Annotated in this window: 18 protein-coding genes; 8 read left to right on the forward strand and 10 right to left on the reverse strand. The window is 62.0% G+C overall.

The genetic code is table 11. From position 1 onward, the window contains the following. Positions 1–88: 88 nt before the first annotated feature. Both mnmA and HJ583_RS10750 read right to left on the reverse strand, forming a co-directional pair. A complete protein-coding gene (mnmA, locus tag HJ583_RS10745; protein ID WP_170022024.1) occupies positions 89–1,183 on the reverse strand; it encodes a tRNA 2-thiouridine(34) synthase MnmA in 1,095 nt (364 codons plus the stop codon). Between the two features lie 34 nt (positions 1,184–1,217). Beyond that, positions 1,218–1,667 carry an NUDIX hydrolase gene (locus HJ583_RS10750; RefSeq protein ID WP_170021892.1) on the reverse strand — a complete coding sequence of 150 codons (450 nt, stop codon included), beginning with the start codon at positions 1,665–1,667 and terminating at the stop codon, positions 1,218–1,220. Positions 1,668–1,800: 133 nt separating this feature from the next. Here HJ583_RS10750 and HJ583_RS10755 point away from each other — a divergent pair, with 133 nt between their 5' ends. From HJ583_RS10755 to HJ583_RS10780, 6 genes are all read left to right on the forward strand, one after another. Further along, a complete protein-coding gene (locus HJ583_RS10755; protein WP_170021893.1) occupies positions 1,801–2,721 on the forward strand; it encodes a branched-chain amino acid transaminase in 921 nt (306 codons plus the stop codon). Positions 2,722–2,819: 98 nt separating this feature from the next. Then, complete coding sequence (locus HJ583_RS10760; RefSeq protein WP_170021894.1) at positions 2,820–3,017, forward strand: zinc-finger domain-containing protein; 198 nt, start codon at positions 2,820–2,822, stop codon at positions 3,015–3,017. 47 nt (positions 3,018–3,064) lie between these two features. Beyond that, positions 3,065–4,057: a lipopolysaccharide heptosyltransferase II gene (gene waaF, locus HJ583_RS10765; RefSeq protein ID WP_170021895.1), complete on the forward strand. Its 993-nt coding sequence runs from the start codon at positions 3,065–3,067 to the stop codon at positions 4,055–4,057. Next, the gene (locus tag HJ583_RS10770; RefSeq protein WP_170021896.1) at positions 4,054–4,497 is read left to right on the forward strand and encodes a YiiD C-terminal domain-containing protein; all 444 of its coding nucleotides are present in this window, start codon (positions 4,054–4,056) and stop codon (positions 4,495–4,497) included. Before waaF ends, HJ583_RS10770 begins: the two co-directional genes overlap by 4 nt. 13 nt (positions 4,498–4,510) lie before the next feature. Beyond that, positions 4,511–4,963 carry a YybH family protein gene (locus HJ583_RS10775; protein WP_235943802.1) on the forward strand — a complete coding sequence of 151 codons (453 nt, stop codon included), beginning with the start codon at positions 4,511–4,513 and terminating at the stop codon, positions 4,961–4,963. A gap of 47 nt (positions 4,964–5,010) precedes the next feature. Then, positions 5,011–5,961 (forward strand): hydrolase, encoded by a 951-nt coding sequence (locus tag HJ583_RS10780; RefSeq protein ID WP_170021897.1) that lies wholly within the window; start codon positions 5,011–5,013, stop codon positions 5,959–5,961. A gap of 387 nt (positions 5,962–6,348) precedes the next feature. Here the strand turns inward: HJ583_RS10780 and HJ583_RS10785 are convergent, their stop codons facing one another. The 6 genes from HJ583_RS10785 to HJ583_RS10810 all read right to left on the reverse strand — a co-directional run bounded on the left by HJ583_RS10785 (position 6,349) and on the right by HJ583_RS10810 (position 10,321). Further along, complete coding sequence (locus HJ583_RS10785) at positions 6,349–6,534, reverse strand: putative motility protein (RefSeq protein ID WP_170021898.1); 186 nt, start codon at positions 6,532–6,534, stop codon at positions 6,349–6,351. Positions 6,535–6,617: 83 nt separating this feature from the next. Beyond that, positions 6,618–7,853: a nucleoside recognition domain-containing protein gene (locus HJ583_RS10790; RefSeq protein WP_170021899.1), complete on the reverse strand. Its 1,236-nt coding sequence runs from the start codon at positions 7,851–7,853 to the stop codon at positions 6,618–6,620. A 1-nt stretch (position 7,854) separates the two neighbouring features. Next, positions 7,855–8,994, reverse strand: a complete 1,140-nt coding sequence (locus HJ583_RS10795) for a hypothetical protein (protein ID WP_170021900.1) — start codon at positions 8,992–8,994, stop codon at positions 7,855–7,857. A 66-nt stretch (positions 8,995–9,060) separates the two neighbouring features. Beyond that, positions 9,061–9,555, reverse strand: coding sequence for a YajQ family cyclic di-GMP-binding protein (locus HJ583_RS10800; RefSeq protein ID WP_101942336.1), 495 nt, complete (start codon positions 9,553–9,555; stop codon positions 9,061–9,063). 145 nt (positions 9,556–9,700) lie between these two features. Further along, positions 9,701–10,021, reverse strand: coding sequence for a pyrimidine/purine nucleoside phosphorylase (gene ppnP / locus HJ583_RS10805; RefSeq protein WP_170021901.1), 321 nt, complete (start codon positions 10,019–10,021; stop codon positions 9,701–9,703). Between the two features lie 75 nt (positions 10,022–10,096). Next, positions 10,097–10,321 (reverse strand): DUF2788 domain-containing protein, encoded by a 225-nt coding sequence (locus tag HJ583_RS10810; protein ID WP_101942334.1) that lies wholly within the window; start codon positions 10,319–10,321, stop codon positions 10,097–10,099. Between the two features lie 155 nt (positions 10,322–10,476). Between HJ583_RS10810 and HJ583_RS10815 the strand changes: the two genes are divergently transcribed. Next, entirely contained in the window at positions 10,477–11,241 is a 765-nt protein-coding gene (locus tag HJ583_RS10815) for a zinc metalloprotease (RefSeq protein ID WP_170021902.1), read from the forward strand. 64 nt (positions 11,242–11,305) lie between these two features. On the opposite strand, the gene argF is transcribed toward HJ583_RS10815, so the two are convergent. Further along, a complete protein-coding gene (argF, locus tag HJ583_RS10820) occupies positions 11,306–12,232 on the reverse strand; it encodes an ornithine carbamoyltransferase (protein ID WP_170021903.1) in 927 nt (308 codons plus the stop codon). Positions 12,233–12,380: 148 nt separating this feature from the next. Next, positions 12,381–12,653, reverse strand: a complete 273-nt coding sequence (gene rpsT / locus HJ583_RS10825; RefSeq protein WP_101942331.1) for a 30S ribosomal protein S20 — start codon at positions 12,651–12,653, stop codon at positions 12,381–12,383. Between the two features lie 155 nt (positions 12,654–12,808). Between rpsT and murJ the strand changes: the two genes are divergently transcribed. Next, the gene (gene murJ, locus HJ583_RS10830; protein ID WP_170021904.1) at positions 12,809–14,347 is read left to right on the forward strand and encodes a murein biosynthesis integral membrane protein MurJ; all 1,539 of its coding nucleotides are present in this window, start codon (positions 12,809–12,811) and stop codon (positions 14,345–14,347) included. The last annotated feature ends 4 nt before the right edge of the window (positions 14,348–14,351 follow it).

Below are 14,351 nucleotides of genomic sequence, written 5' to 3' on the forward strand. Positions count from 1 at the left end.
GAAGAAGTCGAAGCCTGCGGCAGAGCCCAGCCTCAAACCCTTCAACTTTGCTTTCGATCATTCCCACGCAGAGCATGGGAATGATCAATTACAAAATGATCCCTCCGCCCAGGCAGACGCGGCTCTCATACACCACCACCGACTGCCCCGGCGTCACCGCCCATTGCGGCGCGGCGAAGGCTATCTCGGCGCGGCCATCCGTCAGCGCGTCGATCTCACAGGGTTGATCCGAAGTGCGATAACGCGGCTTGGCGGCATACACCCAGTGGGTGTGAGGATCACGACCGGAAATCCAGTTCAGATCCGCAGCGATCAGACGCTCCCGCTGCAACGCCGGGTGGGCGTGGCCCTGCACGGCGTAGAGCACGTTGCTGGCCATGTCCTTGCCGGCCACGTACCAGGCCTCATGTTCGCCCGCCACGTCATTGCCCTTGATGCCACCGATGTTGAGACCCTTGCGCTGGCCGATGGTGTGGTACATCAGGCCCTGATGCTCGCCGATAAGGCGATTGTCATCCAGCGCACGGATCTCGCCCGGTTTGGTCGGCAGGTAGCGCATCAGGAATTCACGGAACGGGCGCTCACCGATGAAGCAGATGCCGGTGGAATCCTTCTTGGTGGCCACATGCAGGCCGGCACGCTCGGCAATTTCGCGCACCTCGCGCTTGTAGATGTTGCCCAGCGGGAAAATCGCCTTCGACAACTGCGACTGATTGAGGCGATACAGGAAGTAGCTCTGATCCTTGGTGCCGTCATCAGCCTTCAGGAGCTGAAACTCGGTACGCCCGTCGTTCTCGAAAGCGCGCACGCCGGCATAGTGACCGGTGGCGATCTTGTCCGCGCCCAGATCAACCGCGTGATCCAGGAAGGCCTTGAACTTGATCTCGCTGTTGCACAGGATGTCCGGGTTCGGCGTGCGACCAGCCTCGTATTCGCGCAGGAAATCCGCGAACACCCGATCCTTGTACTCCTTGCTGAAATTCACGACCTCCAGGTCGATGCCCAGCACATCGCATACCGATACCACGTCGATGAGATCCTGCCGCGTCGAGCAGTACTCGTCGTCGTCATCGTCTTCCCAGTTCTTCATGAACAGGCCGGTCACCTCATACCCTTGCTGCTTCAAGAGCAGGGCCGCCACCGCCGAGTCCACCCCGCCGGACATGCCGACGACAACCTTCATGCCTTCTCCATCGATCTTCATGGATTCCAATCCTTCAACCGTAATGCCGGATCACGCCCAGCGGATAGCGCTGGCCGGCCAGATAATCCTGAATGCACTGCATCACCAGCGGACTGCGCCAGCGCTCGGGCTGAGCCGCCAGTTCCTCGGGCGTCAGCCACACAGCGCGGATGATGCCCTCGTCCAGCTTGCGTCCATCCTCGAAACCACTCGCCTGCGCGGCAAACGCAAAGCGCAGATAGGTAATATCGCCACTCGGGCGCGTCCATTGATAGATGCCCACCAGCGCGTCAACGGCAACATGGTGGGCCGTCTCCTCCAGCGCCTCACGAACGCAAGCTGCTTCCAGCGATTCACCTTCATCAAGATGACCGGCCGGCTGATTCAGACGCACGCCATCAGCGGTGTGCTCTTCCACCAGCAGGAAGCGCCCTTCGCGCTCCACGATGGCGGCAACGGTAACGTGCGGTTTCCAGATCGACATGGCAGCCAATGCAGTGCAACAAAGGGCGGATTGTAGCCCGGATCAACGCAGCACCATCCGGAGGGCGGTGGGCAGCAAGAGCGGCTTAAGCTAAAATCAGTCGCTTCCCCTAACGGTTTTCGGAGTTCCTGACATGTCGATGGCTGATCGCGACGGATTCATCTGGATGGATGGCAAGCTGGTGCCCTGGCGCGATGCCACCACCCATGTGCTGACCCATTCCCTGCACTACGGCGTGTCCGTCTTCGAAGGCGTGCGCGCCTACAAGACTGATCGCGGTACCGCGATCTTCCGCCTCAAGGAGCACACTGATCGTCTGTTCACCTCGGCTCACATCTACATGATGAAGATGCCGTACGACAAGGAAACGATCAACGAAGCCCAGAAGGAAGTCGTGCGCGCCAACAAGCTCGAATCCTGCTACCTGCGCCCGATCGCTTTCTACGGCTCCGAAAAGATGGGCATCTCCACGCGCGGCGCCACCGTGCATGTGGCGATCGCTGCCTGGCCCTGGGGCGCTTACCTCGGCGCCGAAGGTCTTGAAAAGGGCATCCGCGTCAAGACGTCCTCCTTCGCTCGCCACCACGTGAACGTGACCATGGCCCGCGCCAAGGTTGCTAGCACCTACGCCAACTCGATCCTCGCCAACCTCGAAGCCACCCAGGACGGCTACGACGAAGCCCTGCTGCTGGACACCGAAGGCTTCGTGGCCGAAGGCGCCGGTGAGAACCTCTTCATCGTGAAGAACGGCGTGATCTACGAACCCGAGATCGCCTCGGCGCTGACCGGCATCACCCGCGATACGGTGCATACCCTGGCGCGTGAGCTGGGTTATGAAGTGCGCACCCGCCGCATGACCCGCGACGACATCTACATCGCCGACGAAGCCTTCTTCACCGGCACCGCCGCCGAAATTACTCCGGTACGCGAGCTGGACAATCGCGCCATCGGCGAAGGCAAGCGCGGCCCGGTCACGGCCGCCGTGCAGGCCCGCTTCTTTGATCTGGTCGGCGGCAAGCTGCCCGAACACGACAACTGGCTGCACTACGTTTGATGTAGCCGGGTAGGGTGCGGTGCAAACCGCACCACGCTCCGGGCCAATGATCGAGATGGCGGAGTTGGCACTCCGCCCTACCCCAAAGGAGAAGCCCCATGGCCGAGAACACCCACAAAGACCAGCCCATCGCCGTCGAAGCGAAAGATCTGCCGCTGCATTGCCCGCAGCCGGATGCCCCGCTGTGGGCACGCCATCCGCGCGTGTTCCTCGACGTAGCCCACAGTGGCGAAGCCAAGTGCCCCTACTGCGGAGCCCATTACGTGCTGCACGGCGAAGCCCCCAAGGGCCACTGAGCCTTTCCCTCAACGGGCCTCCGGGCCCGTTTTCATTTGATCGCCTCATGCGCATCCTGATCATTGCTCCATCGTGGATCGGCGATACCGTCGCCGCCCAGACTCTCTTCATGCGCCTGCGCGAGCACCACCAGTACGCAGTGATCGACGTGCTGGCGCCGCCTTGGGTGGCCGCCGTGCTGCGTGCCATGCCCGAGATCAATGGCGCGATCATCGACAACCCCTTCGCCCACGGCCAATTGCGGCTGAAGGAGCGCTGGCGGCTGGCACGAGAGCTCAAGCAGCGCGCTTATGACGCGGCTTACGTACTGCCCAACTCGCTCAAATCCGCGTTGATCCCCTTCTTTGCCGGAATCCCCCAGCGCGTGGGTTTCACCGGTGAGTCGCGCTATGGCCTGATCAATGTTCGCCACACACTGGATAGCATTGCCACACCGCTGCAGGTCGAACGCTACGCCATCCTCGCCGAGCCGCCAGGCAAACCCCTGCCCCGCCCCTATCCCTTACCCCGACTCCGCGCCGGTTCCGTCGCCGCCACGCTGCAACGCCTAGACCTGAGTGCGGTACCGGCCCCCGTGGTGTTTTGCCCCGGCGCCGAATTTGGTCCTGCCAAGCGCTGGCCTGAAAAACACTTTGCCGCACTGGCCCGCAGCCTGTTCGAGCAAGGCATCCCGGTGTGGCTGCTGGGCTCGAAGAAGGACGCGGCCGTCGGCGAGGAGATCTTGCGCCTGTCGGCAGGTGCAGCCCGCAATCTGTGCGGCGTCACCAATCTTGCCGAGGCAGTGGAACTGATCTCGATCGCCCGTCACGTCGTCACCAACGACTCCGGGCTGATGCATGTGGCTGCCGCACTGGGCACGCCGCTCACCGCCTTGTTCGGCTCTTCCAGCCCCGGCTATACGCCGCCACTGTCGGAGAAGGCGCAGGTCATTTCCCTCGGACTCGAATGCAGCCCCTGCTTCCAGCGCGAATGCCCGCTGGGCCACCTCGACTGCCTTAACAAGATCACGCCCGAACGCGTGGCCAGTACGCTGCGATGAACAACACCGAACTGCAGGCCTACCTGCACGCCCATATTCCGCTCTCGGCCGCCATGCAAGTCGAAGTGCGCGAAGCCACGCCGGGATACATCGAGTTGCATGCGCCGCTCGCGCCCAACGTGAATCATCGCGGCACCGCCTTCGGCGGCAGCATCGCCACGCTCGCCACCCTGGCCGGCTGGAGCCTGCTACGCGTACGCCTCGATGGCATGGAACCCTTGCCTCATCTTGTGATCCAGCGCAACACCATGGAGTTCATGCGGCCGATCCCGGGCGCTTTTTCGGCCCGGGTGCATTTCCCGGCAGATGCCGATTGGCCTGCTTTTCAGGCCCGACTTGCCGAACGCGGCCGTGCCAAGCTGAGCCTGCAGGTCGAGGTGCTCAGCGGCGGAGTTGTCGCCGCTCGTCTGGATGGCGTGTTCGTCGCCCTGACGGTGTAGGATTGCGCATTCCATGACCACCCCGACCATGAGCGCGCCAACCTCCACCTACCCGAGTCCGGACGACGCCGAACAGGCGTTCTACGACGCCTTCGCGCACAGCGATCTGGAGGCGATGATGAGTGTCTGGAGCGAAGACGAAGAAACCGTCTGCGTGCATCCGGGTGGCTCGCGCTTCACCGGCCTGGCTGCCATCCGCGAATCCTGGAAGCAGCTCTTCGAAACCGGCATGAAATTCCAGGTACGTACCAGCAGCGTGGTGAAGACCCACTCAGCCCTGGTAGCAGTACACAGCCTGCTCCAGCATGTCAGCGTGGAGGGGGATGACACCATGACCCCGCCTTTGATCACGACCAACGTTTACACCCGCGGCCCACGTGGCTGGCAACTGTTGGTACACCACACTTCACCGGCGCCGGACACCAGCGGTCTGATGATGCAGGAATCGCCGCGCACGGTGCATTAGGCAGCCCCTATACTTCCCCCAAACAAGCAATAAATCCGGGGAAGCACATGAAGTACACCGCACCTGTCTGGCTGCGCGGCGCGCACGCGCAGACGATCTGGCCGCTCGCCATCAAGGGCGACTTGCCACCTTTGCGACGCAAGCGCTGGAAAACTCCGGACGAAGATTTCATCGACCTCGATTTTCTGCCCTCCCGTGAGGGCCAGCCGATCGTGATCCTGTTCCACGGACTGGAAGGTTCCAGCCGCAGTCACTATGCGCGCTCCCTGATGCGCGAAGTTCATGTGCGCGGCTGGAATGGGGCTGTCGTGCATTTCCGCGGCTGCTCCGGCGAGCCGAACCGCCTGCCGCGCGCCTACCACTCGGGCGACGCGAATGAAGTGGACTGGATCCTGCGCCGCTTTGCGCGCAAATATCCGGAAGTGCCACGCTACGCTGCCGGCGTCTCGCTCGGTGGCAATGCATTGCTATGCTGGCTGGGCAGCCGGCGCGAAGAAGCGCGCGGATTGATCAGCAAGGCCGCTTCGGTTTCGGCACCCGTGGATATGCTGGCAGCGGGCTATCACCTCGGCCAGGGCTTCAACAAGATTTACACGCGCTACTTTCTGTCCACCATGCGCCCGCGCGCGCGTCAGAAAGCTGAACAATTCCCCGGCCGTTTCGATGTCAGCAAAGCCATCAAGGCCCGCAATCTGGCGCAGTTCGACGATGCCTTCACCGCACCGCTGCACGGATTCAAGGGCGTCGAAGACTACTGGAAGCGCGCCTCCTCGCGCCCGCTGCTGGCGAGCATTGCTGTGCCCACCTTAATGCTGCATGCGCTTAACGATCCCTTCATGCCCATCGAAGCCCTGCCCTCACAGCGCGAGATCTCGCCGCATGTGCGCCTGGACTTCCCGCCCGAGGGCGGCCATGTCGGCTTCGTCACCGGAGCTTTTCCGGGCAGGCTGGACTGGATGCCCAAGCGCCTGCTGCGCTACTTCGAGCACGCGAAGTAAGCACACAAAGCTGAAAAGAAAACGCCAGCAAACATGCTGGCGTTTTTGCTAAACAACCCTTTCTTCAGTACAAGGCAGAGTTCGGCAGCCATCGTAGCGAGCGGGCCAAGGCTGAAGCGAGAAGCGGAAGCGTATAGGGATACGCTGAGCACCGGAGTTTCAGGATTGCCCCGCGCAGTAGATGGATGCCGTATTCAGGGTCTGTTGGCAGTCGTCCGCCGGATCGCGTTGAAGCGTATGGCTTGCGGGACAAGGCGCGCGACGCCGTGCGGGGTGGGTCCCCCGCACAAGGAGTGCAACGCAGTAGCGCGAGCCATACGCTTCAACCCTACGGGCTCGGGCGTTTTGGACATGGAGCTGCGTTGCAGCTTCTCGTCAGGGGGCCACCTATGCGTAGGTGTTGATGACGCTGCCGGCCTTTCCTGGCTCGGGCGGCGGTGCAGCCTGGGCTTCCTTCTGCTGTTGCACCTGCGCCTCGACGAGCTGGCGGGTCTGCTGGGCCTGCATCTCGTTGGCTTTCTTCAAGACCTCAATCTGCACCTGGGTCTGCACATTCGGGGAAACGGACGACACGGCCATAGGGCCTCCTGCTCAATCTGCTGTGATGCGTCCACTTTAGCTGCCTCACCCGTGCCGCGCACGGGTACGACAGGCGTTCAGGCCGGGAAGAACAGGAAAGCCAGCAGCACCGCCGCGACCACACCAGCCAGATCCGCGATCAGGCAACAAGGCACAGCATGCCGCGTATTGCGCACGCCGACGGCGCCGAAATACACCGCCACGACATAGAAAGTCGTATCCGCCGCCCCCTGGAACATGCAGGCGAGGCGCCCAGCGAAGCTGTCCGCGCCGTAGATTTTCATCGCATCGATCATCATGCCGCGCGCGCCGCTACCAGAGAGCGGCTTCATCAGCGCAGTGGGCAAGGCCGGCACGATGTCTTCCGGCACACCGAACCAGCCCAGCAGCGTGGCCACCCCACGCATCACGAAGTCCATGCCACCGCTGGCACGGAACACGGCAATGCCGACGAGGATCGCCACCAGATACGGAATCACCATCACCGCAGTGCTGAAGCCTTCCTTAGCGCCTTCAATGAAAGCCTCGAAGGCCTGTACCTTCTTCCATGCCGCGAGCCCCAGAAAGGCCACGATGATCGCAAACAGCGTGAAGCCGGAAACGAAGGCCGACTGGGCAGCCATCTGCTCCGCTGTCAGGCGCGCGAAATGCAGCAGGGTGCCTCCCACCGCCGCGCCCATGCCCAGCAGCCAGGCCAGCACCACCGGATGCGCGAGGCGGATCTTTTGCACCCAGGCCACCGCCAGCAGTCCGAAAAGCGTCGAAAAGAAGGTGGCCAGCAGGATAGGCAGGAACACATCAGCCGGATTGGCCGCACCAAGCTGGGCACGGTAAGTCATGATGCTTACCGGAATCAGGGTCAGGCCGCTGGCGTTCAAAACGATGAACAGGATCTGCGCGTCGCTGGCGCGATCCGCGTGCGGATTGAGTTCCTGCAGCGCACGCATGGCCTTGAGGCCCATCGGGGTGGCGGCGTTGTCCAGCCCCAGCATGTTGGCGCCGATGTTCAGCAGCATCGCCCCCTGCGCTGGATGGCCCGCCGGCACGCCTGGAAACAGGTGCCGGAAGAGCGGATCGACGAGGCGTGCCAACAGCGCCACCGCGCCTGCTTGCTCGCCAACCTTCATGATGCCGAGCCAGAACGTGAGCACTCCGGTGAGCCCGAGGCCAATCTCAAAGGCCGTCTTAGACATCACGAAGGATTCCTGCAGCACCCGTGAGAAGATGGCCGCATCGCCCAGCCACAGCCACTGCACCAGGCAGGCCGCGAAAGCCGCAAAAAAGAAGAACAGCCAGACGACGTTGAGAACCACCTCAAGCCTCCGCCTTTGCGCCCTCGGCCTTCTTCATTTCGAAGCGCAGCAGCGTCATCAGAGCATGGTCACCATGTGCCTTGAGCACCGGCGACACCTGGCGCACCACATCACGCGCTTCCTTGCGCCGCCCATTGCGCGCCAGGGCAATCGCGTAGGCGCCACCGCACAGGCCAACTGCCCCCAGCACGGCCGGATTGGCGGCATACACCATGAAGCCGCGCATGGCTTCAGCCAGGTGAGTTTCGGCTTCGGGCTGGTTGCGGCGCAGGGCGATCAGGCCACGGGTCCAGTCGATGAAGGGCTGCGCCATTTCCTGCTGCACGCAATCCTGCGCCTTCTTGAGCACTGCCTCCGCCTGCTCGATTGAACCGAAGCGCGCCTCGCTGTTGGCCACGTCGACCAGGCGCGACGAATCCGACGAGTTCAGTACCAGCGCCCGGCGCATGGCCGCCACCACCCCGGCACCATCGTTGGCCGCTGCACACAGGGAGGCATAGCGCATGTCAAACATGCCGGGAGCGCTCGCCTCGAGTTCAGCGTGCAGGCGATCCAGCCGTTCGGTTTCCCGGGCCAGAGTCGTCTCACCCGAGCGGATGTGGATATAAGCCTCGCGGAAAGCGAAATCGCTGCGCATGAGAAGTGGCTTGCCCCCACCCGCTTTGAGTTCGCTGATCAGCGCCAGCGCCCGCGACCATTCGCCCAGCGCGAAACTGCGCAGCATGTCGTTGTAGCGCTGCACATCACGGAATTTCCAGATCGGCCACAGCACGCTGCCAGCGAATAACAGTACAGCCGCCAGACACAGCCAGCCATCACCCGACCACAAGCCCCACAGCAACAGCACAGCATCGATGGCCAGAAGCCAGCGCTGGCGCCGCAGCAGCTCGCGAATGAAGGTCGAATAGCCCGGCCGCTCACGGATGCGCAACTCGAATGCCGCTTGCTGCTGCGCCTGAGCCGGCGAAAGGCTGGCAAGATCCTCGCGCAGAGCCGCCACCCCAGGTTCATTGAAAAACTGCGGATCACTCAAGCCCTTGGCAAGCAAGGCTTCGCGCGCAGCCTCCAGCGTAGCGGCCTCGATATAGCCTTGCTTCTTGTTGCCCGCCGCATCTCGCGCCCGATACAGGATTTTTGCCACCCAACCACTCCCTGAGCACAGCTCCAAGCGCTAAGGGCTCCGCTCAAGCGGAGCCGCAATGAAAGCTCAGTCGCGGAAGTTGCCGGCCTTGACCGGGAAATCCGTCACCGACTTGCGAATCAAGGCGATGCATTCCTGCAGATCATCGCGCTTGGCGCCAGTCACCCGCACCGCATCGCCCTGAATCGCCGCCTGAACCTTGAGCTTGGCATCCTTGATCATCTTCACGATCTTCTTGGCCAGTTCGCTCTCGATGCCACTCTTGATCTTGAAAACCTGCTTGACCTTGTTGCCCGAGATCGTCTCAATCTTCTCGCCATCAAGGCGCTTGGAACTCTCGGCTTCCTTCTTCTCCAGTGCGGGGAAGAGGATGTCCTTGATCTGGTCGAGCTGGAAATCCGAGTCGCCAAACAGAGTGATCTGCTTGTCCTTCTCGTTGAAGTCGATCTTGGCGCTGGTGCCCTTGAAGTCGTAACGGTTGTCGATCTGGCGCGCGGCCACGTCGATCGCGTTCTTCAGGGCGACCATATCGGCTTCGGAAGTGAAATCAAATGAAGGCATGTTGTGCTCCCAATCTCAGTAGCTCGGAATTCCTTGAGGCGCGTTGCGAGCGGAGAGCTAGCAAGGCGGCGCGCACAGACGTACAGCGAGTACGTCGAGCACGCCAACGCAGCCAGCGCTTCGCGCACTAGCGCGGCAAGGGATTTCAGGCAAAGTGGCAGATGTAGTGATAGGCCTCGCCGCTGACTTCGATCTCGAAGCTGGAGTTGGCCGGCACATCGAAGCGCTGGCCTTCGCCATAGCTCTTCCACTCGGTTTCGCCCTTGAGCAGCACGCGGCAGGAGCCGGCCACGGTTTCCATGATTTCGGCGGCGCCGGTGTTGAAGGTCAGCTTCGCGGGCAGGATCACGCCGACCGACTTCTTGGTGCCGTCGGCCAGCACGATGCTGTGGCTGACGCACTTGCCGTCGAAATACACATTGGCTTTGGTGACGACCGAAACGGCGTCGAACTGGGTTTGGCTCATTGCAGAAATTCCCGAAAAGGAAAAAGAAAAGGCTCCGGATTATAGCCGGAGCCCCTGCGCTAGCCGAGAAACGGATTACTGCGCCAGCATCTTGATAATCAATTCCTTGGCAATGAAACCGAACATGCCAAGCCCCAGGCCCATGAACATCCACAGCATGCCGTATTTGCCGGCTTTCGATTCGCGGGCGAGGTTCCAGATGATGAACACCATCCAGGCAATCAGGCCAGAGAGCAGGAATTTGAGGCACAGTTCGGCGAATTCTGGTTCGCTCAAACCGAAGATCATTGCTTGATTCATGTTGGCGGGGCTTCCGGCGGCATGTTGTGGGCCTGCACGACTGCCGCTCGCCGTGCAAGACCCGAATGCTACGTGGCGCAACACAAAACAAAAACCCTTTCGCCAGCAGACTTTTCGGGCGTCCCGGGCACACAGGAACACGCTAAAGTCTCGCCATGTGGAAAAAACTGCGTATCGCCATCCTGCTCTTCATCCTTGCCACCGTCGGCCTCAACGCCTGGCGCGCTCACGCGCAGACGCGAGACTGGAGCAAGACCCTTCAGGTATCGATCTTCCCGCTCAATGGCGATGGCAGCCCGGCGGCGGCCGCGCGCATCGCTCGCCTGCAGGAAGAGGACTTCAAGGACATTGAGGCTTTCTTCACCGAACAGGCTCAGGCTCACGGCGTGAGCAACCCGCGCCCACTCCGGGTCAGCCTGCAGCCAGCGCTGAGCGCACTACCCCCGGCTGCGCCCATGCAGCGCAGCGGACTGGATGTGCTGCTGTGGAGCCTAAAGCTGCGCTACTGGGCCTGGCAGCAGCCTGATGGCGTGCCCCGTGCCCACGTCCGCGCTTTCGTCATTTTCTGGGACTCCGACGCCAATGGCGGCCGGGTACCAGATTCGCACGGCTTGGCCAAAGGGCAAATTGCCATCAGCAATGTGCATTCCACCCGCGCCATGCAACACAGCAACAATGTGGTGATCGCCCACGAAATCCTGCACACCATGGGCGCTACGGACAAATATGGCCCGGACCTGCGACCACAATACCCCGCCGGCTTTGCCGAGCCGGACGCGAACCCACGCTACCCGCAGCGCCTCTGTGAAATCATGGCCGGCCGCACGCCAGTTTCCGAAACCGAGCTCGAAATCCCCCGCTCACTCGCGGAATGCCTGATCGGCCCGCTGACCGCACAGGAAGTCGGCATGCGCCACTGATGCCGGCGCAAGACAACAAAAAACCCGACCGAGGCGGGTCTCTTGTTGTTCAGGCAGGCCAGCTTCAGCCCTGCACGCGGCCAACCACGAGAAACTCGAGCAGCGCTTTCTGCGCATGCAGGCGGTTCTCGGCCTCTTCCCACACCACACTCTGCGGCCCGTCGATGACCTCTGAAGTCACCTCTTCGCCGCGATGTGCCGGCAGGCAGTGCATGAACACGGCCTCCTTGTCGGCCACCCGCATCATGTCGCCATCGACCTGATAGTCGGCGAAGTCGCGCAGACGCGCCTCGTTCTCGGCTTCAAAGCCCATTGAGGTCCACACGTCGGTCGTGATGATGTGCGCACCACGCGCAGCGTCCATCGGATCGGCGAACTGCTCGTAGTGGGCCGAACCCGCAATGTTGGCCTTGGCCTGATCCACTTCGTAGCCCTTCGGCGAGCTCACGTGCACCTTGAAGTCCAGCAGCTCGGCTGCCTGCAACCAAGTGTTGCACATGTTGTTGGTGTCACCGATCCAGGCCACGGTCTTGCCCTGGATGGAGCCATTGCGCTCGATCCAAGTGAAGATGTCCGCGAGGATCTGGCAGGGGTGAAACTCGTTGGTCAGGCCGTTGATCACCGGCACGCGCGAATTGGCCGCGAAGCGCTCGACGATGGTCTGCTCGAAGGTGCGGATCATCACCACATCCGACATGCGCGAGATGACCTGGGCCGCATCCTCCACCGGCTCGCCACGCCCCAGCTGGGAGTCGCGCGTATTCAGGTAAATGGCGGAGCCACCGAGCTGGAACATGCCGGCCTCGAAAGACAGGCGCGTACGCGTGCTGGCCTTCTCGAAGATCATGACCAGGGTACGATCGAACAACGGGTGATAGGTCTCGTAACGCTTGAACCGGTCCTTGATCCACTTGGCGCGGGCAAAGACGTAGTCGATTTCTTCGCGGGAGAGGTCCTTGAACTGCAGAAAATGTCTGGGCGCTTGGTTCATGATGCTCTTTCTCGGGCAGGGCTCGGCGCTGCCAAAGGGTCAGGGGCTCAATGTCTAGCGAAACAGGAAACGGAGAGAGAAACGAAAAAGGGGCGCGACTCGCGTCACACCCCTTTTTGATCCCTGCCACCGAAGTGGCAGGACACAATCAGGCAGCAGCGCCCATCGCCTTGATGGCGGCGGACAGGCGGCTCTTGTGACGAGCAGCTACGTTCTTGTGCACGATGTCCTTGTCAGCGATGCTGTCGATGATGCTGACAGACTGCTGGAACACTTGTTGAGCGGCTGCCTTGTCGCCGGCATCCACAGCCTTGCGCACGGCCTTCACAGCGGTACGCAGACGTGAACGCAGGCTGGCGTTGTGAGCGCGGGCCACGAGTGCCTGACGTGCGCGCTTGCGGGCTTGAGCGGAATTGGCCATTTGTTCTGTCTTCGGTAAGAATTACGCGGAAAGGCGGACTATAGCCGGAAGCTCTTTGCCTTGCAAGCCCTTTGAGCTCCTCGCGCGCAGGTGCGGTGCTATTATTCGCCGCTTCCAGCGCACGCCGGCCTGTACCCGCCGACCTTTCCCCTGCCATGAACCTGCTCAAGGCGCTTGCCACCGTCAGTGGCCTCACCCTGCTTTCGCGCATCCTCGGCCTGGTCCGCGAAATGCTGGTCGCCAATCTTTTTGGCGCTGGCATGCTCACTGACGCCTTCAATGTCGCTTTCCGCCTGCCCAACCTGCTACGCCGCCTGTTTGCCGAGGGGGCGTTTTCGCAGGCTTTCGTGCCCATTCTGGCCGAGTACCGCAGCCAGCGTGGCGAAGCAGAAACACATGCTCTGATCAATCATGTCGCCAGCCTGCTCGGGCTAATCGTACTCGTGGTGTCCATTCTCGGCGTGATCGCGTCGCCCTGGATCATCCACGCCACAGCCGGCGGCTTCGCGCGCAACCCGGAAAAATTTGCGCTGACGGTCGAGCTGACCCGGATCACCTTCCCTTATATCTTCTTCATGGCCATGGTGGCGCTCTCCGCGGGCGTGCTGAACACCTGGAGCCGCTTCTCGATCCCGGCCTTCACGCCGGTACTGCTGAATCTCTCTTTCATCGGCATGGCCCTCTTTGCCGCCCCGCATTTCGCCCAGCCAGTAGAGGCCCTGGCCTGGGGGGCCTTCATTGGTGGTTGCCTGCAACTCGCGCTACAGATACCGGCCCTGGCAAAGATCGGCATGTTGCCGCGATTCGCTCTATCGACCAAGGATCCGGGCGTGATGCGCATTCTCAAGCTGATGGGGCCGGCCACGCTGGGCGTATCCGTGGCACAGGTGAGCTTGCTGATCAATACTGCCTTCGCTTCCTGGCTGCCGACCGGCAGTGTCTCCTGGCTCAATTACGCTGATCGCCTGATGGAGTTCCCGCTGGGCCTTCTTGGTGCAGCGCTGGGCACCATCCTGCTGCCCAGCCTGTCGAAAATGAAGGCGCAGAACGATGCAGCCGGCTTTTCAGCCACACTGGACTGGGGCCTGCGCGTTGCCTTGTTGCTCACCGCGCCGGCGGCCGTAGGCATGATGCTGCTGGCCGTGCCTCTCGCGGCGACCCTGTTCCAGCACGGCGCTTTCACAGCCGCAGACACCCTGCAGACGCGTGATGCCTTGCTAACCTACAGCGTGGGCTTGATCGGCCTGATCTGCGTGAAAATCCTTGCTCCTGCTTTCTATTCCCGCCAGGACATCCGCGCTCCGCTCAAGTACGCGTTGGTCTCGCTAACGGCTACCCAGCTGATGAACCTGCTCTTCATCTTCGTACTGGATTTACGCCATGCAGGCCTCGCCCTCTCGATCAGCCTTGCTGCCACACTGAACGCAGCCCTGCTCTATCGTGGCCTGCGCCGCCGTGAAGCCTTCCATCCCAGCGCTGGCTGGCCGATTTTCGGTGCCAAGCTGCTGCTAGCCTTGCTGGTCCTGGGCGGCACCCTGCAACTGGGCATGGGCGCGCAGAGCGACTGGCTCACCCACAGCACGCTGTGGCGGCTGGGCCATCTGGCCCTGGTAATGGGAGGCGGCATGTTTGCCTATTTCGCCACCCTGTTCGCACTTGGTTTCCGCCTGCAAGACTTCAAACGCCGCGCCTGAACAG

This window comes from Uliginosibacterium aquaticum (assembly GCF_012972705.2).
Lineage (GTDB): Bacteria > Pseudomonadota > Gammaproteobacteria > Burkholderiales > Rhodocyclaceae > Uliginosibacterium > Uliginosibacterium aquaticum.